Origin of the sequence: Pelomonas sp. KK5 (assembly GCF_001984095.1) — a bacterium.
Classification (GTDB): Bacteria; Pseudomonadota; Gammaproteobacteria; order Burkholderiales; family Burkholderiaceae_C; genus KK5.
In genome coordinates, this window is the sequence record NZ_LYVQ01000031.1 from 1 (window position 1) to 21665 (window position 21665).

Sequence of the window (21665 nt, forward strand, 5' to 3'; positions counted from 1 at the left end):
GGGTCAGGGCATTCAGGCGCATCGAGGAGACCGGGTGGGCTTGTCGAAAGGGGGCGAGCTTAACCGCGGCGCCGGCCGGTCCCGCAAGTCATGCCGGCTCAGGCGAACCGGGCTTCGCGCTTGATGATGCGGTCGATGTTGGTGGCGTCGACCACCTCGGCGCCGGTGTCGTAGTCGCTGGCCGGATAGCCGGACTCCATCTGCATGTCCAGTAGCGAGGAAGTCACCCAGCCCTGGGCGTAGGGGTTCTGCCCGATGGTCCATTGCGCGCCGCCGGTCTTGATCGCCTCCAGCACGCCGGGCACCAGGTCGAAGCCGCCGTTGGCGATCTTGCCCTTCATGCCGTTCTGCTCCAGCCAGGGGCTCATGAACTGGTGGCCGGACACCATGTCGGTGAAGCCCGCGAGCTTGCCGCCCAGGGCCTTGATCCGCGGCTCGATGCGCGCGATGGCGTCGCGCTGGATGTTCGAGGTCTGCAGCCGCTCGACGACGAAGGTCGTGCCGTGCGCGCGGTTGTAGGCCTCGATGCCCTCCTGGGTGCCGCGGGCCCGCTCGTCGAGTGCAGTGGAGTTGATGGCGGGGAGGCCGACCAGGATCACGCCGTCGCGGCGCCCGAGCTTGACGGCATGGATCGCCGCCTGCAGGCCGTTGATCCGGCCGGCGGGAATGAAGTCCTGGCCCACGAAGGCGTTCACGCCCAGCTGCTTGTAGCCGGCGCTGGCGATGTTGAAGAGCACCAGCGGGATGCGCTGGTCGAGCGCCCGGCGGATGTTGTCCTCGAACGAGGTCTCGTTGATACGCGTGAAGGCCAGTGCGTCGGGCTTGGCGGCGATCGCCTCGGCCTGGAAGCGGACGACGTCGGCGATCACCGGCGGCGTGCCCCGGGCCACGTACTGCATGTCCCAGCCACGCAGGTTGCCGAAGTCGCGGAAGCCCGCCTTGACCTGGTTGAAGAAGGGAATCTCCGCGTGGGCGACGAAGATCACCTTGCGCTTCGCCGGTGCCGCGTGCACCGCCGGCGCGGCCAGCCCGCCCACCGCCACGCTGCCCAGGAAGCCGCGCCGGCCGGCGCCGCGGATCACATCGTCGCTGCTCATCGATTCCCCCTCGCGCATGGATTGCCGAGCGCATTGTTGAGGCGATCCGGCTTCCAGATCAATCGGTTGCCCTGCGCTGGATGCCGTGGTGTACTTGCCGCTGAACATAAGGGTTAGGAGGCCCGCCCGGGGAGGCGCATGCAAGCCACGATCCAGCTGCTGGAGTCCCTGTTCGCCGGGTGGTCGCTGGGCTTTCTGAGCGCCTGGGGCCGCCTGGCCGGCCTGGTGGGCGCCGTGCTGGTGGTGTGCGCCTATGGACGCCTGACCCTGCGCAGCGAGGGCCGCTGGCGGCTCGCTCGCGATCCGCAGGCCTGGGACGCGCAGGCCTTCACCGGCATGCTGGCGAGCTTCGCGCTGGTGCTGCTGGCGGTCTTCGGTGACCTGAACTTCCCGGGCGTGGAGGGGCTGCAGCCGCTGGGGCCGGTGCGTGGCGTGGCGGTGTTCGTCTGCATCGCGCTGTGGGGCTATCCGGCGCTGGTGGGCATCCCGCCGGCCAGCCTGCTGGCGCACCTGATCGGTGGCGTGTCGCCGGACTTCGTCGCCGACTGGCTGGGCGGCTATTTCCTCTGGCCGGCCGTCGCCTGGATGGGCCGCCGCTGGATCCTCGGCGCGCAGGCGCCGGACTTCGGCCGCTGGCGCACGTGGGCGGGTTTCGCACCGTTCGCGCTGCTGGCGCTGCTGGTCGTGCCGGCGATGTGGGGCTGGCTCTGCGCGGACATCGTCGGCCCCCGGCTGGCCTACAGCGCGCTCGTGCCGAAGCTGCTCGTCACGCTGCTGGCGGCCTGCGTGCTGGCGCCCTTCGTGATGCTGGCGCTGCTGCCGCTGGCGCGGCGCCTGGGCCTGCTGCCGGCCGCGGGTGGGGCCGCCGGGCAGGCCGCGGCCGGCGCGATGCCGCTGCGCATGGCCCTGGGCGGCAGCCTGGCCGCCATGGTGCTGGCGGTCTCCTGCGCGGTGGCGCTGCTGGCACTGCGCAGCGGGGAGCAGGGCGCGACCAAGCTGGCGCAGCGGCTGAACCAGGAGCTGTCGGACAGCATCGACGTGCGCCTGGCCGACTACCTCGAGGACGCGGCGGCGATCCCGGAGGCCGAGCGGCTGCGGGGCATGTCGACGCTGCTGTCGGGCCTGTCGACGCCGCCGGGCGGACGGGCGCTGGTGCTGGATCGCCAGGGGCAGGTCCTGGCCGGCAGCGTCGCGGGGGCGGGCGACCCGGTCGCCACTGCCGCGCTGGCTGCCTTGCGCGAGCAGGCGCCGGCGCTGCGCGAGCCGCTGGACTTCGGCTTCGCCGTGCTGAGCGAGCGGCCGCTGGGGCGCGAGAGCTGGCTGGCGCGCGCCACGCCGCTGGCGGACAAGCCCGGCCGGGTGGGCCTGGTGGAGCTGACGGCCTTGCCCGAGCGCTACTACCTGGCCGAGCTGCGCGCCGGCGTCGCCCGCGCGGCGCTGGTCTGCGCGGTGTCGCTGAGCCTGGCGATGCTGGTGGCCGCGGGCCTCGCCGCGCTGGTGGCGGCGCCGACCCGCCGCATCATCCAGGCCTCGCAGGCGCTGGCCCGCGGCGAGCTGGACCGGCCCGTGCCGGCCAGCCGGCTGGCCGAGATGGGCGCGCTGGCCGCGGCATTCAACGGCATGGCGCGGCAGCTCAAGGCCTCCCTGCTGGGCAGCCAGCGCACCAGCGAGACGCTGCAGGGCATCTTCGGCGCCTCGCCGGTGGCGATCGCGGTGTTCCGCGTGGGGTCGGGCGAAGGGCAGGGCGCCCCTCACGGCGGGGAGCTGTTCTTCGCCGACATCAATGCGGCCTGGGAGCGCACCACCGGCCACAGCCGCGAGGCCACCATCGGCCGGCCGGGCGCGGCGCTGCAGCTCTGGATGGACATGAACGTGCGCCTGCAGTTCATCGGCCAGATGCGCGAGCTCGGCCGGGTGCGCCGGCTGGAGGCTCGCATGCGGCGGGCCGATGGCTCGGCCTACTTCGCGCAGGTGTCGGGCCAGGACGTGCGGGTCGGCGAGGAGCGCTTCAACGTCGTCGCCATCGACGACATCACCGCCCAGAAGGAGGCCAGCGACCAGCTGCAGGCGCTGAACCGCCAGCTCGGCGCGCTGCTGGACGCGGCGGTGGAGGTGGCCGTGATCGCCACCGATGCGCAGGGTCGGGTCACCGTGTTCAACCGCGGCGCGGAGCGCATGCTGGGCTACGCGGCGGCGGAGCTGCTCGGCGAGCCGGTGCTGCGGGTGCACCTGCCGGACGATATCGCCACCCAGGCGCCGGAGCTGGCGCTGGCCGGCGGCGCGGCCTTCTACGCCGGGCAGGCGCAGGACGGCGCGGCCCGCAACCGCATCCTGCGGCGCAAGGACGGCACGCCGGTGCAGGTGTCGATGGCGCTGTCCACGGTGCGTGACGCCCAGGGCGCCGTCGCCGGCTACCTGGGCATCGCGCGCGACATCACCGAGCAGCTGGCCGCCCAGGCCGGCATGCTCGAGCTGAACACCCGGCTGGAGCAGCGCGTGCGCGAGCGCAGCCAGTCGCTGGAGGCCGCGCGCAGCCGGCTGGAGCAGACGATGACCCATCTGCAGCAGATGCAGGGCAAGCTGGTGCAGTCGGAAAAGCTGGCCGGGCTCGGGCATATCGTCGCGGCGGTGGCGCACGAGCTGAACACGCCGATCGGCAACTGCGTCACTGTGGCCAGCACGCTGCTGGGCGATACGCAGTCGGTCAGCCGCGACGTGGCGGCGGGCACGCTGCGCAAGCAGCGCTTCGGGGAGTACCTGGCGGGCATGCAGTCCGGCACCGAGCTGCTGCAGCGCGCGCTGCAGGTGGCGGCGCGCCTGGTCAACAACTTCAAGCGCGTGGCCGACGATGCCGGCGGCGCCGAGCGCCGGCAGTTCGACCTGCGCGAGGTGATCGAGGACGCGGTGGCGCTGCTGCAGCCGATGTTGCGCAAGACGCCGTATCGCCTCGACATGGAACTGCCCGCCGGCATCGTGATGGACAGCCACCCGGGCGCGCTCGAGCAGGTGCTGAACAACCTGGTCAACAACGCCGTCCAGCACGCCTTCGCGGAGCGCTCGCACGGGCGCATGCTGCTGCGGGTCGAGCGGGGCGAGGGCCGGGACGGCGAGCTGGTGCGGCTGATGTTCAGCGATGACGGCCGCGGCATGAGCGCCGACACGCTGGCCCGGATCTACGACCCCTTCTTCACCACCGCCCTGGGCAAGGGCGGCAGCGGCCTGGGCATGAACATCAGCTACAAGCTGGTCACGGCCCAGCTCGGCGGCGACATCGACGTGAGCAGCGTGCTGGGCCAGGGCAGCCATTTCACGCTGACGCTGCCGCTGAAGGCGCCCGAGCACGCAGCGGCGAGCCCGATCGGATGACGCGCCACATGCAGGACGTCCTTGCCTGGCTGGAGGCCCTGTTCGCCGGCCTGCCGCAGCCGCTGCTGGAGGCCTGGGGGCTGGTGGGCGTGGCGCTGGGCGTGCTGCTGTCGCTGCTGTGCTTCGGGCGGCTGACGCTGCGCGTGGGCCGGCGCTGGCGGCTCGGTCGCGAGCGCCAGGCCTGGAACGCGCGGGCCTTCTTCGCCGCCGGCTTGAGCTTCGTGCTGCTGCCGCTGGCGGGCTGGCTGGGCTCGGGCATCGTGCTGGTGGAAGGGGCGCAGACCTTCGAGTCGCTCAAGGACCTGGTGTTCTTCATGGCCGTGCTGCTGTTCGGCTACCCGGCGCTGCTGGTGCTGCCGCCGGCCTACATGCTCTCGGACCTGATCGAGGGCACGCCGCCGCTGTGGGTGGCGGGCTGGACGCCGGGCTACTTCTTCCTCAGCGCCTATGCCTGGCTGGGCTGGCAACTGATCGGGCAGGACCCGGACTTCCGCCGCGCCCGCACCTGGGCGCTGTACGTCCCCTACGCGCTGGGCCTGGCCTTCTTCGATCCGGTCATGTGGGGCTTCATCAGCAGCGGCAGGTTCGCCGACGGCATCGCCTACCAGAGCGTCACGCCGGCCATGCTGGCCACCAAGGGCCTGACCTGGCTGCTGCTGCCGCTGTTCATGCTGGCCGGCCTGCCGCTGGCGCGCCGGGCCGGCCTGTTCTGGGCCGAGATCCCCGGCCATGTGAAGCGCCGCCCGCTGCGCGTGCAGGGCTGGACCTGGGAGACCCGCCCCCGCGGCAGCGACGACGAGGCGGTGCCGCGCGATGCGGTCAGCGACATGCCCGGGGCACCGCTGCGCGTGGTGCTGGCGGGCAGCTTCGTGGTGCTGGTGCTGGGCCTGGCCGGGGCGGTCGGCTTCGTGATGCTGGGCAGCGCCAATGCGGTGGCCAACAAGCTGGCCCTGCGCCTGCACCAGGACATCTCGGCCAACGTCGAGGCCCGGATGGACGACTACCTGGCCCATGCCGCCACCCTCACCGAGGGCGAGCGGCTGCGCGGCCTGAACGGCCTGCTCGCCACGCTGCCGATCGCCCGCAACGGCCGCGCCCTGGTGGTGGACGAGCGGGGCCGGCTGCTGGCCTCCAGCGCCGCCGGGGGCCGCGGCGAGCCCGTGGTGAACCTGGCGCTGGAGCAGCTGAACCAGCGCGTGCAGCATGCCGCCGATGCGACGGCGCAGGGCCTGAGCTTCCGCTTCGACGTGGTGAGCACCCGGCCGCTCGCGCGCGAGACCTGGCTGGCGCGGGCGGTGCCCTACACCGCCAGCTACCAGCACTGGATGCAGCTCACCGCCATGCCCGAGAGCTACTACCTGGCCGAGGTGGAGCGGGGCAACAGCGCGGCCGCGCTGCTGTGCGTGGCGGCCCTGGCGCTGGCGCTGCTGGGCGCCGGCCTGCTGGCCACCAGCGTGGCCTCGCCGCTGCGCCGCGTCACCGAGGCCGCCGGGGAGATGGCGGCCGGCCGGCTCGACCAGCGCGTGCGCGGCAGCGCGCTGGCCGAGGTGCAGGCGCTGGTCAGCGCCTTCAATGCCATGGCCGAGCAACTGCAGGCGGCCTTCCTGAGCCGCAAGCGCGTGGAGGAGACGCTGACCGGCATCATCGGCGCCTCGCCGGCCGCCATGGCCGTGTTCACCGAATCCGCGCAGCGCAGCGCCGGCAATGTGCTGGAAGGCCGCACCGTGCTGCGCGTCAACGAGGCCTGGGAGCGCATCACCGGCCACCGCGCGCATGACATCGAGGGCCGGTCCAGCAGCCTGCTGAACCTGTGGTCCGACGTCGAGGCGCGCCGCCGCTACAACACGCTGATGTTCGAGAACCAGCAGGTGTCCGGCTTCGAGGCGACGCTGCTGCGCGTGGACGGCACGCCCTTCCAGGCCCAGCTGTCCGGCGCCGAGCTGCGCCAGCAGGACGAGGTGCTCACCCTGCTGGTGATCGTGGACATCACCGAGCGCAAGCATGCCGACGAGCAGCTGCGGGCCCTCAACCACCGCATGCAGACGCTGCTGGATGCGGCCATCGAGGTGGCCATCGTCGCCAGCGACACCGAGGGGCGCATCACCGTCTTCAACCACGGCGCCGAGCGCATGCTGGGCCACGAGGCGGCGGCGATGCGCGGCCAGCCGGTGCTGGGCCTGCACGACGCGGACGACCTCGCCGCCGCACTGGGCGGCGCGCCGCTGCAGGATGCCTATGCCGCGCTGACCCGCGACGGCGCCTCCTGCGTGCGCAACGGGCGGCTGCTGCGCGCCAATGGCGAGCCGGTGCAGGTGTCGATGTCGCTCAACGCGGTGCGCGACGAGCAGGGCGCCACGCTGGGCTACCTGTGCATCGCGCTGGACATCACCGAGCAGCTCGCCGCCCAGGCCGAGCTGCAGGAGATGAACGCCAGCCTCGACCGCCGCGTGCACGAGCGCACCGTGGCGCTGGAGGACGCCAACCGCGCGCTGGAGGCCAACTTCGAGCACCTGCGCCAGATGCAGGCCAAGCTCGTGCAGTCGGAGAAGCTCGCCGGCCTGGGCGAGATCGTCAGCGCCGTGGCCCACGAGCTGAACGGCCCGATCGGCAACGCCGTCACCGTCGCCAGCACCCTGCACGGCGACACCACCGAGATCAACCAGGAGATGAGCGCCGGCACGCTGCGCAAGCAGCGCTTCGGCAGCTACCTGGAGGCGGCGGCCCAGGGCGCGCAGCTGCTGGAGCGCTCGCTGCAGCAGGCGGCGACGATGGTCAGCAACTTCAAGCGCGTGGCGGTGGACCAGGGCACGGCCACGCGGCGCCTGTTCGACCTGAAGAGCGCCGTGGACGACACGCTGATCCTGCTGCGCCCGACGCTGCGCAAGACGCCCTGGCAGGTGCAGTTCGACGTGCCGGCCGGCATCGAGATGGACAGCTGCCCCGGCGCGCTGGAGCAGGTGCTGGCCAACCTGATCGGCAATGCGGTGACCCATGCCTTCGCCGGCCGCGAGACCGGCGCGATGAAGCTGGACGCCCGCGTGCAGGGCGACGCGGTGGAGCTGCAGTTCAGCGACGACGGCATCGGCATGAGCCCGGCCACGCTGGCGCGCATCTACGACCCCTTCTTCACCACTGCGCTGGACCGCGGCAGCAGCGGACTGGGCATGCACATCACCTACAACCTCGTCACCGGCCCGCTGGGCGGGGAGATCGAGGTGTCGAGCGTCGAAGGGCAGGGCAGCGTCGTCACGCTGCGCCTGCCGCTGGTGACGCCGCAGCAGGCCGTCTCCACCACGCCGCTGGTCGGCTGATCTTCCGCCGTCTTGTCATGCAAGCAAATGCTTGCCTATAATCTTCATGCAAGTATTTGCTTGCCTATTGGAACGACTCTCCACGTGACCCGCGGCCCCGACATCGACAAGGTCTTCAAGGCACTGGCCGACGCCAGCCGCCGCGCCTTGCTGGACAGCCTGCACGCGCGCGACGGCCAGACGCTGACCCAGCTCTGCGAAGGCCTGGCCATGAGCCGGCAGGCCGTCACCCAGCACCTGAACCTGCTGGAGGCGGCCAACCTCGTGGCCGTGCAGTGGCAAGGCCGCGAGAAGGTCCACTACTTCAACCCGGTGCCGATCCACGAGCTCTCGCGGCGCTGGATCAGCAAGTTCGACGAGCCCCGGCTGGACGCGCTGCATGCGCTCAAGACCCGGCTCGAATCACCGCCGCCCAGGAAAGGAAGGAAGCCATGAGCCAGAGCCGTTTCGTCTATGTCAGCTATATCCGCACCACGCCGGAGAAGCTGTGGCAGTCGCTCACCGACGCGTCATTCATCAAGCAGTTCTGGTTCGGCATGAATGTCGAATGCGAATGGAAGCCCGGCGCCTCCTGGGCGCTGCGCTTCCAGGACGGGCGGCTGGCGGACTCGGGCGAGATCGTCGAGTTCGACCCGCCGCGCCGGCTGGCCATCCGCTGGACCAACCAGTGGAAGCCCGAGTTCAGCGCCGAAGGCCCGTCGCTGTGCGTGATGGAGATCGAGCCGCATCCGAGCGGGGCGGTGAAGCTGACGATCACGCACTCGATGGACAAGGCGGACTCCGGCCTGATCGGCGCCGTCGGCGGCGGCTGGCCGCTGATCATCTCCAATCTGAAGTCGCTGCTGGAGACCGGCACGGTGGCCGTGCCCGAGAAGTGATCGCTCAGATGATCGAGCCGACGACGCCGTCCAGCAGGTAGTTCATCCCGTCCAGCGAGGGGTCGTAGTTGCCGATGCCGGCCGGGATCACGACCTTGCCGGTGTTGTCCTTCAGCGGGCCGGCGTACATCGGCTTGCCGGCCTTCAGCGCCTTGACCGCCGCCAGGGCTGCGTTGCGCGCCTGCTCGGAGGCGCCGGCACCGAAGGCGGTGTTGGCCACCATGTCGGCGTCGTAGCCGCCGGTGAGCATGTTCGGCAGCTTGCGGCCCTGCTGCAGGTCGGCGGCGTAGGCCTTGTAGATGGTCTCGTACTTCAGCTCGGCGCCGGTGATGAAGCCCTTGGGCGCCAGGCCCGCCTGCGAACAGTTGTGGCCGCAGCTCTTCGCGCCGCGGCGCTCGGCGGTGGCGACGATCACCTTGGGGCTGTCCACGTGGCTGGCGATCACGTCGCAGCCGGCGTCCACCAGCGCGTTGGCAGCCTCGGCCTCGCGCACCGGCGCCGACCAGTCGCCGGTGAACACCAGCTGCACGGTGGCGTTCGGATTGACCGAGCGGGCGCCCAGCAGGAAGGCGTTGATCGTGCGCAGCACCAGCGGGATCGGCTTGGCGGCGATGTAGCCGAGCTTGTTGCTCTTCGTGGAGAGGCCCGCGGCCACGCCGTCGATGTAGTGGGCCTGGTCGATGAAGCAGAAGTAGCTGCCGAGGTTGGCCGGGTGCTTGTTCCTGTCCCACAACGTGGTCGGGTGGCGGAATTCCACGTTCGGATACTTGCGCGCCAGGTCCACCATGAAGGGGTTGAAGTAGCCGAAGGAGGTGCCCAGGATCAGCCTGGCGCCGTCCTGCTGGATCATCGACTCCATCGTCGAGACGACCGCCTTGGTCTCCGGCACGCGCTCCTCCTGCACGACCTTTACGCCCGGCACCGACTTCAGTACCTGGATCGCGCCGGCGTGGGCGTTGTTCCAGCCGAGGTCGTCCTTGGCGCCGACGTAGACGACGCCGACCACCAGTTCGTTCGCCGCCTGCGCCGCGGGCAGGAAGCCCGCACCGGCCACGGCGGCACTCTGGATCAGGAAACCGCGGCGGGACGTGTCGGTCATGGCAAAGCTCCTTGTGGGTTGGAAATCTCGTATGCATGATTCGCATGCATGACCAGCCTTTAGCAATGCTTGTGCCAATCATCCATAGGAGTCAGGCATGGATACTGCTCTCATTGCGTGCGTGATCTAATTAATCACGTATACAAGGAGCGTCGATGAATTCCCCCCACCGTGTCGTCCTGAGGCTCAACCAGCAGCAGCTCGAGCTGCTGGACCGCACCGCCGCCCGCGGCGTGGCGCCGGACCGCGCCGCGCTGGTGCTGCATGCACTGCGGGCGTACGCGGCGGCGCACCGCGACAAGGCGCAGCAAGGAGCGGCGAAATGATCCAGCGCAAGCTCGTCGACAGCTGGGTGCTGGAGCCCGGCACCGGCAAGGCCATCGAACTGCTGCGCGGCCAGATCCTGCGCATCGAGCAGATCGAGGGCGGCCAGTGCGTGGACTTCAACTGCTTCAACCTGCACGACTACAAGGAGTACATGCACTGCGGCCGCACGCGCACGCTGCACGGCCTGCACCCGACCTGCGGGCACTTCATGTGGTCCGCCCCGCCGCGGGAGCGGGCGCTGGTCTACATCCTCGAAGACACCGCCGGCTGCAACGACGTGATGTTCCCGCGCTGCAGCGCCAACCTCTACGAGAGCGTCTACGGCTTCGACGCCCACACCAACTGCCACGACATCCAGGCCGAGGCCCAGCGCGAGTACGGCCTGACGCCGGACGACGTGCACGACTCCTTCAACCTGTTCATGAAGACCGGCGTGGATGCGGCCACCGGCAAGCCCTGGATCGATCGTCAGGCCAGCAAGCCCGGCGACCACGTGGACCTGCTGGCCCTGCACGACCTGCTGGCCGTGCCCAATGTCTGCGGGGCCGACATCATGAAGACCAGCAACTTCTCGATCAAGCCGGTGCGACTGACGATCTTCGAGGCGACCGAGGCGGATCTCGACGCCGTGCCGCCGCTGCGCGCCTGGGCCACGCAACGCACGCCGGCGGACTTCAAGGTCAAGAACATCAAGGCCGAGCGCGAGCTGCGGCGCGACCCGGACTACCTGCCTTCATTCACCAACACGCCGATCGTCTACCAGGATCTGGTGGTGGAACTGTCCGCCGAGGATCATGCGCTGCTGAAGGCCCACGCGCTGACCGAGCTCTACGGCGATGACGAGGGCGCCGCGCTGCGCGACATCGTCTTCAGCTGGTGGCACGAGACCTACGCGAGCTGAGCCCATGGACTTCGACTTCTCCACGCTGAGCGAATACCAGCGCTACAAGCTGATGGCCAGCCTGATCGTGCCGCGGCCGATCGCGCTGGTGACCACAGTGGACGAGGCCGGTACCGTCAACGCGGCGCCGTTCTCGATGTTCAACATGCTGGGCGAGGAACCGCCGCTGGTGATGATCAGCATCAACAAGCTCAAGGACGGGGCGCTGAAGCACACGGCGGCCAACATCCTGGCCAGCGGCGACTTCGTCGTGCACATCGCCGACGAGCCGATGGCGCTGCAGATGCACCGCTGCGGCGAGTCGATGCCGGCCGGCGTCAGCGAGCTGGCGGCGGTGGGGCTCACCCATGCGCCCTCGATGGCCGTGCGGCCACCGCACATCGTCGAGGCGCCGGTGGCCTTCGAGTGCAGGCTGCACGAGACGCTGGAGACCGACAGCCGCTACATCTTCCTCGGCCGCATCGTCTGGCTGCATGCGCGCGACGGGCTGATCGACCTGGAGCGGCACCGCGTGCGGCTGCAGGAATACTTCCCGGTGGCGAGGTTCGGGGCGAGCTTCTACATCCGCACCCGCGATCGCTTCTCGATGGAAGAAGAGGGGAGCAACTCGACGCGAATCGACGAGATCTGAGCCGAGGGCAAAATCCCGGCGATGCTCCCCGATCGCCTCAAGTCCTTCTTCGTCGACAACCGCATCTCGCTGATCGTCGCCGCCGCCTTCTTCATGGAGACGCTGGACGGCAGCATCATCGTCACCGCGCTGCCCGCCATCGCCCACAGCTTCGGCGAGGCGACGCTGGCGCTCTCGGTGGCGATCAGCGCCTACATGATCGCGCTGGCGGTGTTCGTGCCGGCGGCCGGCTGGGCCAGCGAGCGCTACGGAGCGCGCCGGGTGTTCGCCTCGGCCGTCGCCGTGTTCACCATCGCCTCGCTGCTGTGCGGGCTGAGCCCGAACTTCTGGAGCTTCATCGCGGCCCGCGTGCTGCAGGGCTCGGCCGCGGCCTTCATGTCGCCGGTGGGCCGGCTCGTGGTGCTGCGCGAGACGCCCAAGCACCGGCTGATCGAGTCGCTGGGCCTGATCGTCTGGCCGGCGCTGATCGGCCCGGTGGTGGGCCCGCCGCTGGGCGGCCTGATCGCCACCTACGCGAGCTGGCACTGGATCTTCTTCCTGAACCTGCCGATCGGCGCGCTGGGCCTGTGGCTGGTGCTGCGCTACGTGCCGGCGCACGAGCCGGCGGATGAGAGCAAGCAGCGCTTCGACGTCTACGGCTTCGCCATCACCTCGCTGGCCCTGGTGACGCTGCTGCAGGGCCTGGCCTTCATCGCCGAGTCGCCGGCGCAGCGCTGGGCGGGGCTGGCGCTCGTCGTGGCCGGGCTGGTCGTGGGCGCGCTGGCGGTGCGGCATGCGCAGCGGCATCCGGCGCCCATCCTCAACCTGCAGTCGGCCCGCGAGCCGACCTTCGTGATGAGCACGCTGGCGGCCGGCTTCTGGGGCCGCGTAGCGATCAACACCGCGCCCTTCCTGCTGCCGCTCATGTTCCAGATCGGCTTCGCGGACAACGCGCTGCGCGCCGGCCTGATGCTGCTGGTCTACATGGCCGGCAACCTGGCGATGAAGGCGGCCACCACCTGGATGCTCAAGCAGCACGGCTTCCGCCGCGTGCTGGTCTACAACGGCTATGCGCACGCGGCCACGCTGCTCGGCTGCGCGCTGATGGGGCCGGGCTGGCCGCTGCCGGTGATCTGCGTGGTGCTGGTGCTGGCGGGCATGACGCGCTCCATGCACTTCACCGCGCTGAACACGATCGCCTTCGCCGACATCCCGGCCAGCGCGCGGGGCGGGGCGACGACGCTGTCGGCCGTGTCCTCGCAGGTGGCGGCGGCGCTGGCGGTGGCCTTCGCCACGCTGGCCCTGGCGCTGGCCCAGCGCATCGCCGGCGGCGAGGGCCTGCAGCTGCGCGACTTCCAGATCGCCTTCGGCATCTCCGCGGCCTTGATGGCGGGCGCCTCGCTGTGGATGATGCGGCTGGCGCACGATGCCGGCGCCTCCGTCACGGCCCGGGCCTGATGTCGATTCCGATCGGTGTCATTCGTCGTGTCGACATGAACCATCAGCCAGGAGACTGAACCATGCCCAGCACCATCCGCCTGCACCGCGTCATCAAGGCGCCGCCCGAGCGCATCTACCGCGCCTTCACCAATCCGGATGCCTGGTCCAAGTGGCTGCCGCCGCATGGCTTCATCGGCAAGGTCCACGAGATGGAGCCCCGGGTCGGCGGCCGCTACCGGATGAGCTTCATCAACATGAGCAACGACGCCGGCCACTCGTTCGGCGGTGAGTACCTCGAGCTGGTGCCAAACGAGAAGCTGCGCTACACCGCCGCCTTCGACGACGCCAACCTGCCGGGCCAGATGCAGACGACGATCACGTTGCGCGAGGTCTTCTGCGGCACCGAGTTCACGGCGGTGCAGGAGGGCATCCCGGACATGATCCCGCCGGAGATGTGCTACCTGGGCTGGCAGGAGTCGCTGCAGCTGCTGGCTCAGCTGGTCGAGGCGAACGTGCCCGGGTAAGCGAGAAAATCCGTTCGGGATTCAGCTCGCGCGTCAGACCAGCAGCCGCCCCAGCTCCGCCGCGCAGCCGCGCAGCACCGGCAGGAAGCGCTCCAGCATGTCCTCGCGGCTCACCCGCGCCGCGTGGGCGCCGATATTGATGGCGGCCACCGCCTTGCCGCGCCCGTCGCGGATCGGCACGGCGATCGAGCAGACGCCGGCCTCCAGCTCCTGGTCGATCATCGCGTAGTCGTCCTCGCGGGCCTGCAGGATCAGCTTGCGCAGCCGCGTGACCGAACCCACCGTGCGGTCGGTGCGCGCCACCAGGCGCAGTCCGTCGAGATAACGGTCCAGCTCGACGGCAGGCAGCTGCGCCAGCAGCACCCGGCCCATCGAGGTGCAGTAGGCCGGCAGCCGGGTGCCGACGATCAGGTTGATGGACATGATCCGCGTCTCGGCCGAGCGGCAGATGTAGACGATGTCCTCGCCGTCCAGCGTGGCGATCGAGCAGGACTCGCGCAGCGTGCCGCTGACCCGGTCCAGGTGCGGCTGGGCGATGGCGGCCAGCGGCGTCGAGGCCAGGTAGCCGTGCGCCAGGGCCAGCACCTGGGGCCGCAGCGAGAAGCGCCGACCCTCGGGCTCCTCCTGCACGTAGCCGAGCTTCTTCAGCGTGTGCAGGCAGCGCATCACCGCCGCGCGGGACAGGCCGGTGGCCTGGCTCACCTGTGCCATCGTCAGCTGCCGGCGGAACTCCGAGAAGGCCCGCAGCACCTGCAGGCCGCGGGCCAGCGAGGTCATGAAATACGGGTCGGGCGTCGCTTCGGTGTCGTCCATCGTGCCGGCATGTTGTTCGATGATCGAACTGTAATTCGATGATCGAACTTGAAGCAAGGCGCTGCGCTCCTTAGACTTTTCGCAACAGGAGTCCAAGGAGCAAGACCGTGATCGACAAGATCGTCCCCGACGTCCATGCCGCGCTGCGCGACGTGCCGGACGGCGCCACCGTGATGATCGGCGGCTTCGGCACCGCCGGCCTGCCCAACGAGCTGACCGAGGCGCTGATCGAGCAGGGCGCCCGCGAGCTGACCATCGTCAACAACAACGCCGGCAACGGCGACACCGGCCTGGCCGCGCTGCTGGCCGCGGGCCGCGTGCGCAAGATCATCTGCTCCTTCCCGCGCCAGGCCGACAGCCACCACTTCGACGCCCTCTACCGCAGCGGCAGGATCGAGCTGGAACTGGTGCCGCAGGGCAACCTGGCCGAGCGCATCCGCGCCGCCGGCGCCGGCATCGGCGGCTTCTTCACGCCCACCGGCTACGGCACGCAGCTGGCCGCGGGCAAGGAGACGCGAGAGATCGATGGCCGCATGTACGTGCTGGAGTCGCCCATCCATGCGGACTACGCGCTGATCAAGGCCGAGCGCGGCGACCGTTGGGGCAACCTGACTTACCGGATGACGGCCCGCAACTTCGGGCCGGTGATGGCGATGGCGGCCAAGGTGACGGTGGCCAGCGTGCACGAGATCGTCGAACTCGGCGCGCTGGACCCGGAGGCCGTGGTGACGCCGGGGCTCTTCGTACAGCGCGTCGTGAAGATCGCCCGCGTGGCGACCACCGGTGGAGGTTTCAAGCAATGAATAAGTGGACCAAGGATCAGATGGCCGCGCGCGTGGCGCAGGACATCTTCGACGGCGCCGTTGTCAACCTCGGCATCGGCCTGCCGACGCGGGTGGCGAACCACCTCCCCGAAGGCCGCGAGGTGATCCTGCACAGCGAGAACGGCGTGATCGGCATGGGCCCGGCGCCCGCCGAAGGCGAGGAAGACTACGACCTGATCAACGCCGGCAAGCAGCCGGTGACGCTGCTGCCCGGCGGCTCCTTCTTCCACCATGCCGACAGCTTCGCGATGATGCGCGGCGGGCATCTGGACATCTGCGTGCTGGGGGCTTTCCAGGTCTCGGCCGGCGGCGACCTGGCCAACTGGCACACCGGCGCGGCCGATGCGATCCCGGCGGTGGGCGGCGCGATGGACCTGGCCATCGGCGCGAAGAAGACCTTCGTGATGATGGAGCACCTGACCAAGACCGGCGAGAGCAAGCTGGTCGAGCAGTGCAGCTACCCGCTGACCGGCGTGGCCTGCGTCAGCCGCATCTACACCGACCTCGCGGTCATCGACGTGACGCCGTCGGGCCTGAAGGTTATTGATATCGTCGAGGGCCTCGGCCGGGAGGAGCTGCAGAAGCTCACCGGCGCGCCCCTGCAGTTCTGAATTCGATACGGAGACTCTGACGATGAAAAGCAACGAAGCCTTCATCTGCGATGCGATCCGCACGCCCTTCGGCCGCTACGGCGGTGCGCTGTCCTCGGTGCGCACCGACGACCTCGGCGCCATCCCGCTGCGCGCGCTGATGGAGCGCAACGCCGGCGTCGACTGGCAGGCGGTCAGCGACGTGATCTACGGCTGCGCCAACCAGGCCGGCGAGGACAACCGCAACGTCGCCCGCATGTCGGCGCTGCTGGCCGGCCTGCCGATCGAGCTGCCCGGCAGCACGCTGAACCGCCTCTGCGGCTCGGGCATGGATGCGATCGGTACTGCGGCCCGCGCGATCAAGGCCGGCGAGGCGGCGCTGATGATCGCCGGCGGCGTCGAGAGCATGAGCCGCGCGCCGTTCGTGATGCCCAAGGCCGAGAGCGCCTTCAGCCGCGCCAATGCCATCTACGACACCACCATCGGCTGGCGCTTCGTCAACAAGCTGATGAAGGCCCAGTACGGCGTCGACTCGATGCCCGAGACGGCCGAGAACGTCGCCGTCGATTTCAAGATCGAGCGCGAGGCGCAGGACCGCATGGCGCTGGCCTCGCAGCTGAAGGCGGTGGCTGCGCAGAAGGCCGGCTTCTTCGACGCCGAGCTGGTCTCCGTCACGATCCCGCAGAAGAAGGGCGACGCGATCATCGTCGCCAAGGACGAGCACCCGCGCGAGACCAGCCTGGAAGCGCTGGCCAAGCTGAAGGGCGTCGTGCGGCCGGACGGCTCGGTGACCGCCGGCAACGCCAGCGGCGTCAACGACGGCGCCGTGGCCCTGCTGCTGGCCAGCGAAGCCGGCGCGGCCAGGCAAGGCCTGACCCCGCGCGCCCGCGTCGTCGGCATGGCCACTGCCGGTGTGCCGCCGCGCATCATGGGCATCGGCCCGGCGCCCGCGACCCGCAAGGTGCTGGAGCTGACCGGCCTGACGCTGGCCCAGATGGACGTGATCGAGCTGAACGAGGCCTTCGCGGCGCAAGGCCTGGCCGTGCTGCGCGACCTGGGCCTGCAGGACGACGACCCGCGCGTGAATCCGCACGGCGGCGCGATCGCGCTGGGCCATCCGCTGGGCGCCAGCGGCGCGCGGCTGGTGACGACTGCCGTCAACCAGCTGCACCGCACCGGCGGGCGCTACGCGCTGTGCACGATGTGCATCGGCGTGGGGCAGGGCATCGCGCTGATCGTCGAGCGCGTGTGAGCGGGGCCGTGACCGAGATCCACCGCGAGGTGGCGGGCCGGGACGGCGGCAAGGCCCCCGTCGTGCTCTCGCATGCGCTGGGGCTGGACGTGTCGATGTGGGACGCGCTGGCCGCCAAACTGGCTGCCGCGGGCCATCCGGTGCTGCGCTACGACCATCGCGGCCACGGCCGCTCCGGCGTGCCTGCGGGGCCGTACACGATGGACGACCTGGTCGCCGATGCGGCCGAGGTGATCCGCGACTGGGGCGTGGGCCCGGTCGTCTGGATCGGCCTGTCGATGGGCGGCATGGTGGGGCAGGGCATGGCCATCCACCATCCGGAGCTGCTGCGCGGGCTCGTGCTGGCCAACACCACGGCGCAATACCCGCCCGCCGCCCAGTCGGGCTGGGCCGAGCGCATCGCCAAGGTCGAGGCAGGCGGCCTGGCGGCCATCGTCGAGACGGTGCTGGAGCGCTATCTGAACGCGAGCTTCCGGGCGGCGAATCCGGGGGTTGTCGATGCGCTGCGCCGCAAGGTGCTGAGCGTCGATCCTCGGGGTTATGTCGGCTGCTGCCATGCGGTATCGAAGGTGAACTGGCTGGATCGGCTGCACGAGATCCGCCGCCTGTCCACACTCGTCATCGCCGGCCGGCTCGATGCCGGCACGCCGGTGGCGATGGCGGAGGCGATTCATCACCGGGTTGCCGGATCGCAGCTGACCGTGCTGGAGGATGCCTCGCATCTCAGCGTGGTGGAGCAGCCGGCGAGGTTCGAAGAGGTAGTGACAGGGTTCCTGGCGGGCTGCTGAGTGGGCGCTTGAGCGCAGAGTGGATCGGGGATCGTTCGCGTTGACTTGGGTCAAGGGCGGTGTCTAGGATGCCGAGATCCAGATTCTGATGAGACCGCTGACGCCATGAGCGCAGTCCAGCCGACGCGCAATGGCGCGGCTGAACGCAATCGCTAGGCCTTCTCGCAAGCCATGAGCCCATATCTCGCCGCAGTGCTTCTTGGAGGGTCCATCGCGGGCGCGCTGGACATCATCTTTGCCATCTCGTTTGCCGCCTACAACGGGGCCACGCCGGCCCGTCTGCTGCAGACCGTTGCCAGCGGCCTGCTCGGCACCGCGGCCTTCACGGGTGGCGTGTCGGCCGCGGCCCTCGGTCTGGCACTTCACTTCTTCATGTCGTTTCTGTGGGCCGGCGTGTTCCTGGCTCTGGCGAGACTTCTTCCGGCGCTTGCACTGCATCCCGTCGTGTCCGGCATCGCCTTCGGCGTCGTGGTGTTCTTCTCCATGCGGCTCGTCGTCTTGCCGCTCTCCGCCTTTCCCTATCCAGTCACGTTCAAGCCGCTCGCTACCGCCCTTGATCTCTTGTCGCATGCACTGCTATTTGGCGTTCCGATCGCTTGGGCGGTTCAGAGAGCGTTGCTCAATGTGCCGGGCAAGGCCTGATCCCTCCGTGAAGAGGACTGGCCTGCTGCCAGCCCCTCACGTCGAACTAGCACCATGAAAATCGTCGTACATCACACGCTTGACGACTTCGAGTTGATCCGAGGAGTCATGGCGGCGCGGCAAGGCCCGATAGGCGTGCGGGCTTTGGTGCTCACCCTGGTCAGTGCAGCAACTACCTGCTTGCTTATGGCAGGCTGGGTACTTGTCGTGTCGAGTTGGATGCTCGCAGTCCCTGATCCGAAGATTTCGGTAAATTGGGCTGGCGTCCTAGTTTGCTCGTCCTTTGCTTTCGCATTTCTGGCCAGCTGCTTGCGAAGCCGATTCACGGAGCACCGGTTTCTCGGTGAATCTGGTGCAGCTGATGCCGAGTATGAGTTGAACGCCGAAGGCCTTGTGCGAACGACCAGGTCATCGCGGTCACTTTTTTACTGGACGCCCGAATTTTCGCTGGAGAGCGATACGCAGCGGTACTTTCTCAGTTTCGGGGCGGATGTCTTGCTTGTCGTTCCCGCAAGAGCCTTCACCACATATGCTGAGTTCGAGGCATTCGGTGTCACCGCCAACCAGCTTGCACATGGCTGACCCGCAGTTCCAGCCGGCGGCAAACGGCGCTGCTGAGCTGACTCGTTAGGCGTCCCCACCACCAGTCGCCCGTTCAGCAAAGCGCTCCACCATGAAGTCCGCCGCTTCACCCCCCGCTTCCGCCGCCTCACCCGCGGAACAACTCGAAGCATTCATCGCGAAGTTCGAGCCGGCAACGGCGGCGCTCATTCGCGAATGCAGGGCCGAGCTTCAAGCGCTCCTGCCCACCGCGATCGAACTTGTCTACGACAACTACAACTTCTTCGTGATCGGCTACTGCGCCACTGAGCGCCCCTCCAGTTGCGTCGTCTCTCTCGCTGCGGCTGCCAATGGCGTGGGTCTTTCCTTCTATCGCGGGGCGTCGCTGCCTGATCCAGAGCAGCTTCTGCAGGGCAGCGGAAAGCAGAACCGCTTCGTGCGCCTTCCCAGCGCCGAGACGCTGCGCATCCCCGGGGTCCTGGCCCTCATCGCCGCCGCCGTCGCCCTGGCCGAGCCGCCGCTTCCCGCCAGGGGCGGCGGGCTGACTGTCATACAGTCCGTGTCGGCGAAGCAGCGCCCACGTCGCAAGGCTCAAGGAAAAGGGGCCGCCTGACCGGTATCTCGAAGCGAGGACACCATGGGACTCCTGACCTTTGCCATCAACGTCACGCTGGACGGCTGCATCGACCACCGGGAGGGCGTCGCCGACGACGAGACACACGCCTTCTTCACCCGCCTCATGGACGAAAGCGGGGCGATGCTGTGGGGCCGCGTCACCTACGAGATGATGGAGAGCTACTGGCCGGCGGTCGCCCGCGGCGACGCGCAAGCGCCGCCAGCGATGCGCGAGTGGGCGCTCAAGCTGGAGGCTAAGCCGAAGTACGTGGTGTCGTCGACGCGAAAGGACTTCCCGTGGACCAACAGCCACCTCGTCGGCGGCGACCTGGGCGCGGGCGTGCAGAAGCTCAAGGACACGACGCCGGCCGGCGTGCTCCTCGGCAGCGGCAAGCTGGCGGCCGAACTGGACCGGCTGGATCTGATCGATGAGTACCGCCTGCTCGTCCATCCCAGGATCGCGGGTCACGGCCCGACCCTGTACGAGGGTGGGCTGCCCGGCACGCGACGGCTCGAGTTGATCTCGGCGAGGCCGCTGGGCAGCGGCGCGGTCGCCATGCACTACCGGCGCGCGCGCTGACCCGGATCGGAGATGGCTCATCATGTTGCCTGAGCACCCCGCCGACACCCTCCTGCTGTACGGCGCCGCCGCCTCCGGATCGGTGGCCGTCGAAGCGGCGCTCAGCCTGCTCGACATCCCGTTCCGGCTCATCGAGGGCGAGACCTGGTCCTCCGAGGCCGCCCGCCTGCAGGTCGGCGCGCAGAACGTGATGCGCCAGATCCCGACCCTGGTGCTGCCCGGTGGCGAGACCCTCACCGAGAGCGCCGCGATCCTGCTCCACCTGGCCGACACCCATCCGCAGGCGAGGCTCTCGCCCGGCCTGGCGGACCCGTCGCGCGCCCAGTTCCTGCGCTGGATGTTCTTCGTCTCGTCGGCGATCTATGCGCTGCACTGGATCAAGCCGGACGTGGGCCGGATCGGCGCGCCGCAGTCGGCCCGGGACGATGTCGTCCGGGCGGTCCACGAGCGCATCGCCTTCTGCTGGCGCACGATGGATGGCCAGCTCGAGCCGGCGCGCTACCTGCTCGGCGACGAGCTGAGCGTGCTCGATATCTACGTGGCGGTGGTCTCGCGCTTCGGCCCCTGGCGCGAGCGCTTCTACGCCGAGGCACCGCGCATGACGCCGGCGATCCAGCGCGTGGACGAGGATCCGCGTTTGAAACCGCTCTGGGCCAGCCGCTTTCCAGAGTAGGCTCGCCCACTCAGGAGAATCACCGCATGACCATCGAAACCGAAGACGACGTCCTGGCGCTCAAGCGCATCGGCAGCATCGTGTCCCGCGTGCTGCAGCAGATGCTGGACGCCGCGGAGCCCGGCATGACGACGCGCGAACTGGATGCCCTCGGCGCCCGGCTGCTCGACCAGCACGGTGCCCGCTCGGCGCCGCAGCTCACCTACAACTTCCCTGGCGCCACCTGCATCAGCATCAACGAGGAGGCCGCGCACGGCATTCCGGGCGACCGGGTGATGCGCGCCGGCGATGTGCTGAACGTCGACGTGTCAGCCGAACTTGACGATTATTTCGCCGACACCGGCGGCACCCGCGTGCTGCCGCCCACCACGCCGCAGAAGACCCGCCTGTGCCACGCCACCCGCACGGCGCTGGCGCTGGCGATGAAGCGCGCCCGCGCCGGCGAGCCGATCAGCGGCATCGGCGCGGCCATCGAGCAGACGGCCCGCAACTACGGCTTCAAGGTGATCGAGAACCTCGGCAGCCACGGCGTCGGCCGCGCGCTGCACGAGGCGCCCGAGCACATCCCCGGCTACTTCGACCCGAAGGACCGGCGCCTGCTGAGCGAGGGCATGGTCATCACCATCGAGCCCTTCCTGTCGACCCGCAGCCGCATCGTGACCGAGACGGACGACGGCTGGACGCTGGTGGGCGCCGCCGGCAACCTGTCGGCGCAGTACGAGCACACGATGATCATCACGCGGGGCGAGCCGATCGTCGTGACCCGGCACTGAG

The 21665-nt window shown here is 69.5% G+C and carries 22 protein-coding genes; 19 read left to right on the forward strand and 3 right to left on the reverse strand.

Going from position 1 to position 21665, the window contains the following annotated elements; translation table 11 throughout:
• Positions 1-98: 98 nt before the first annotated feature.
• Positions 99-1097 (reverse strand): substrate-binding domain-containing protein, encoded by a 999-nt coding sequence (locus B0W88_RS06790; RefSeq protein ID WP_198937788.1) that lies wholly within the window; start codon positions 1095-1097, stop codon positions 99-101.
• Positions 1098-1235: 138 nt separating this feature from the next.
• Between B0W88_RS06790 and B0W88_RS06795 the strand changes: the two genes are divergently transcribed.
• The 4 genes from B0W88_RS06795 (at position 1236) to B0W88_RS06810 (ending at position 8652) form a co-directional block, all read left to right on the forward strand.
• Positions 1236-4463, forward strand: coding sequence for a PAS domain S-box protein (locus B0W88_RS06795; RefSeq protein WP_077033904.1), 3228 nt, complete (start codon positions 1236-1238; stop codon positions 4461-4463).
• Between the two features lie 8 nt (positions 4464-4471).
• Positions 4472-7774 carry a PAS domain S-box protein gene (locus B0W88_RS06800; protein WP_158080812.1) on the forward strand — a complete coding sequence of 1101 codons (3303 nt, stop codon included), beginning with the start codon at positions 4472-4474 and terminating at the stop codon, positions 7772-7774.
• 102 nt (positions 7775-7876) lie between these two features.
• Entirely contained in the window at positions 7877-8209 is a 333-nt protein-coding gene (locus B0W88_RS06805) for a helix-turn-helix transcriptional regulator (RefSeq protein WP_077033939.1), read from the forward strand.
• Positions 8206-8652 (forward strand): SRPBCC family protein, encoded by a 447-nt coding sequence (locus tag B0W88_RS06810; RefSeq protein ID WP_077033906.1) that lies wholly within the window; start codon positions 8206-8208, stop codon positions 8650-8652. The genes B0W88_RS06805 and B0W88_RS06810 overlap by 4 nt, the downstream gene beginning before the upstream one ends.
• A gap of 4 nt (positions 8653-8656) precedes the next feature.
• On the opposite strand, the gene B0W88_RS06815 is transcribed toward B0W88_RS06810, so the two are convergent.
• Complete coding sequence (locus B0W88_RS06815; RefSeq protein ID WP_077033907.1) at positions 8657-9751, reverse strand: BMP family ABC transporter substrate-binding protein; 1095 nt, start codon at positions 9749-9751, stop codon at positions 8657-8659.
• Positions 9752-9906: 155 nt separating this feature from the next.
• Here B0W88_RS06815 and B0W88_RS33500 point away from each other — a divergent pair, with 155 nt between their 5' ends.
• The 5 genes from B0W88_RS33500 to B0W88_RS06835 all read left to right on the forward strand — a co-directional run bounded on the left by B0W88_RS33500 (position 9907) and on the right by B0W88_RS06835 (position 13553).
• A complete protein-coding gene (locus B0W88_RS33500) occupies positions 9907-10077 on the forward strand; it encodes a hypothetical protein (RefSeq protein WP_158080813.1) in 171 nt (56 codons plus the stop codon).
• Positions 10074-10979 carry an urea carboxylase-associated family protein gene (locus B0W88_RS06820; RefSeq protein ID WP_077033908.1) on the forward strand — a complete coding sequence of 302 codons (906 nt, stop codon included), beginning with the start codon at positions 10074-10076 and terminating at the stop codon, positions 10977-10979. The genes B0W88_RS33500 and B0W88_RS06820 overlap by 4 nt, the downstream gene beginning before the upstream one ends.
• Before the next feature lie 4 nt (positions 10980-10983).
• On the forward strand, positions 10984-11610 hold the full coding sequence (locus B0W88_RS06825; protein ID WP_077033909.1) for a flavin reductase family protein: 627 nt from the start codon (positions 10984-10986) through the stop codon (positions 11608-11610).
• A 21-nt stretch (positions 11611-11631) separates the two neighbouring features.
• Positions 11632-13047: an MFS transporter gene (locus B0W88_RS06830; protein WP_077033910.1), complete on the forward strand. Its 1416-nt coding sequence runs from the start codon at positions 11632-11634 to the stop codon at positions 13045-13047.
• 62 nt (positions 13048-13109) lie between these two features.
• A complete protein-coding gene (locus B0W88_RS06835; protein ID WP_077033911.1) occupies positions 13110-13553 on the forward strand; it encodes an SRPBCC family protein in 444 nt (147 codons plus the stop codon).
• Positions 13554-13586: 33 nt separating this feature from the next.
• Here B0W88_RS06835 and B0W88_RS06840 read toward each other — a convergent pair whose 3' ends face one another.
• Complete coding sequence (locus B0W88_RS06840; RefSeq protein WP_083748624.1) at positions 13587-14366, reverse strand: IclR family transcriptional regulator C-terminal domain-containing protein; 780 nt, start codon at positions 14364-14366, stop codon at positions 13587-13589.
• Between the two features lie 107 nt (positions 14367-14473).
• Here B0W88_RS06840 and B0W88_RS06845 point away from each other — a divergent pair, with 107 nt between their 5' ends.
• The 10 genes from B0W88_RS06845 to map all read left to right on the forward strand — a co-directional run bounded on the left by B0W88_RS06845 (position 14474) and on the right by map (position 21664).
• Positions 14474-15169: a 3-oxoacid CoA-transferase subunit A gene (locus B0W88_RS06845; RefSeq protein ID WP_077033913.1), complete on the forward strand. Its 696-nt coding sequence runs from the start codon at positions 14474-14476 to the stop codon at positions 15167-15169.
• Positions 15166-15801 carry a 3-oxoacid CoA-transferase subunit B gene (locus B0W88_RS06850; protein WP_077033914.1) on the forward strand — a complete coding sequence of 212 codons (636 nt, stop codon included), beginning with the start codon at positions 15166-15168 and terminating at the stop codon, positions 15799-15801. The genes B0W88_RS06845 and B0W88_RS06850 overlap by 4 nt, the downstream gene beginning before the upstream one ends.
• A 22-nt stretch (positions 15802-15823) precedes the next feature.
• Positions 15824-17032: a 3-oxoadipyl-CoA thiolase gene (gene pcaF / locus B0W88_RS06855; protein ID WP_077033915.1), complete on the forward strand. Its 1209-nt coding sequence runs from the start codon at positions 15824-15826 to the stop codon at positions 17030-17032.
• Positions 17033-17040: 8 nt separating this feature from the next.
• Positions 17041-17820: an alpha/beta fold hydrolase gene (locus B0W88_RS06860; RefSeq protein WP_233151642.1), complete on the forward strand. Its 780-nt coding sequence runs from the start codon at positions 17041-17043 to the stop codon at positions 17818-17820.
• A gap of 171 nt (positions 17821-17991) precedes the next feature.
• Entirely contained in the window at positions 17992-18462 is a 471-nt protein-coding gene (locus tag B0W88_RS06865) for a hypothetical protein (RefSeq protein WP_077033917.1), read from the forward strand.
• A gap of 54 nt (positions 18463-18516) precedes the next feature.
• Positions 18517-19044, forward strand: a complete 528-nt coding sequence (locus B0W88_RS32915; RefSeq protein ID WP_144006648.1) for a hypothetical protein — start codon at positions 18517-18519, stop codon at positions 19042-19044.
• A 91-nt stretch (positions 19045-19135) separates the two neighbouring features.
• Complete coding sequence (locus B0W88_RS06870; protein WP_077033918.1) at positions 19136-19636, forward strand: DUF1801 domain-containing protein; 501 nt, start codon at positions 19136-19138, stop codon at positions 19634-19636.
• A 24-nt stretch (positions 19637-19660) separates the two neighbouring features.
• Positions 19661-20218: a dihydrofolate reductase family protein gene (locus tag B0W88_RS06875; RefSeq protein WP_077033919.1), complete on the forward strand. Its 558-nt coding sequence runs from the start codon at positions 19661-19663 to the stop codon at positions 20216-20218.
• A gap of 22 nt (positions 20219-20240) precedes the next feature.
• A complete protein-coding gene (locus tag B0W88_RS06880; RefSeq protein WP_077033920.1) occupies positions 20241-20891 on the forward strand; it encodes a glutathione S-transferase family protein in 651 nt (216 codons plus the stop codon).
• A 26-nt stretch (positions 20892-20917) separates the two neighbouring features.
• Positions 20918-21664 carry a type I methionyl aminopeptidase gene (gene map, locus B0W88_RS06885; RefSeq protein WP_077033921.1) on the forward strand — a complete coding sequence of 249 codons (747 nt, stop codon included), beginning with the start codon at positions 20918-20920 and terminating at the stop codon, positions 21662-21664.
• The last annotated feature ends 1 nt before the right edge of the window (position 21665 follow it).

Excerpts from the sequence above, each read along its gene's own strand:
- B0W88_RS06790 (WP_198937788.1), bottom strand. The coding sequence starts at position 1,097 with ATGAGCAGCGACGATGTGATCCGCGGCGCCGGCCGGCGCGGCTTCCTG.
- B0W88_RS06795 (WP_077033904.1), top strand. The coding sequence starts at position 1,236 with ATGCAAGCCACGATCCAGCTGCTGGAGTCCCTGTTCGCCGGGTGGTCG.
- B0W88_RS06800 (WP_158080812.1), top strand. The coding sequence starts at position 4,472 with ATGCAGGACGTCCTTGCCTGGCTGGAGGCCCTGTTCGCCGGCCTGCCG.
- B0W88_RS06810 (WP_077033906.1), top strand. The coding sequence starts at position 8,206 with ATGAGCCAGAGCCGTTTCGTCTATGTCAGCTATATCCGCACCACGCCG.
- B0W88_RS06815 (WP_077033907.1), bottom strand. The coding sequence starts at position 9,751 with ATGACCGACACGTCCCGCCGCGGTTTCCTGATCCAGAGTGCCGCCGTG.
- B0W88_RS33500 (WP_158080813.1), top strand. The coding sequence starts at position 9,907 with ATGAATTCCCCCCACCGTGTCGTCCTGAGGCTCAACCAGCAGCAGCTC.
- B0W88_RS06820 (WP_077033908.1), top strand. The coding sequence starts at position 10,074 with ATGATCCAGCGCAAGCTCGTCGACAGCTGGGTGCTGGAGCCCGGCACC.
- B0W88_RS06825 (WP_077033909.1), top strand. The coding sequence starts at position 10,984 with ATGGACTTCGACTTCTCCACGCTGAGCGAATACCAGCGCTACAAGCTG.
- B0W88_RS06830 (WP_077033910.1), top strand. The coding sequence starts at position 11,632 with ATGCTCCCCGATCGCCTCAAGTCCTTCTTCGTCGACAACCGCATCTCG.
- B0W88_RS06835 (WP_077033911.1), top strand. The coding sequence starts at position 13,110 with ATGCCCAGCACCATCCGCCTGCACCGCGTCATCAAGGCGCCGCCCGAG.
- B0W88_RS06840 (WP_083748624.1), bottom strand. The coding sequence starts at position 14,366 with ATGGACGACACCGAAGCGACGCCCGACCCGTATTTCATGACCTCGCTG.
- B0W88_RS06850 (WP_077033914.1), top strand. The coding sequence starts at position 15,166 with ATGAATAAGTGGACCAAGGATCAGATGGCCGCGCGCGTGGCGCAGGAC.
- pcaF (WP_077033915.1), top strand. The coding sequence starts at position 15,824 with ATGAAAAGCAACGAAGCCTTCATCTGCGATGCGATCCGCACGCCCTTC.
- B0W88_RS06865 (WP_077033917.1), top strand. The coding sequence starts at position 17,992 with ATGAGCCCATATCTCGCCGCAGTGCTTCTTGGAGGGTCCATCGCGGGC.
- B0W88_RS32915 (WP_144006648.1), top strand. The coding sequence starts at position 18,517 with ATGAAAATCGTCGTACATCACACGCTTGACGACTTCGAGTTGATCCGA.
- B0W88_RS06870 (WP_077033918.1), top strand. The coding sequence starts at position 19,136 with ATGAAGTCCGCCGCTTCACCCCCCGCTTCCGCCGCCTCACCCGCGGAA.
- B0W88_RS06875 (WP_077033919.1), top strand. The coding sequence starts at position 19,661 with ATGGGACTCCTGACCTTTGCCATCAACGTCACGCTGGACGGCTGCATC.
- B0W88_RS06880 (WP_077033920.1), top strand. The coding sequence starts at position 20,241 with ATGTTGCCTGAGCACCCCGCCGACACCCTCCTGCTGTACGGCGCCGCC.
- map (WP_077033921.1), top strand. The coding sequence starts at position 20,918 with ATGACCATCGAAACCGAAGACGACGTCCTGGCGCTCAAGCGCATCGGC.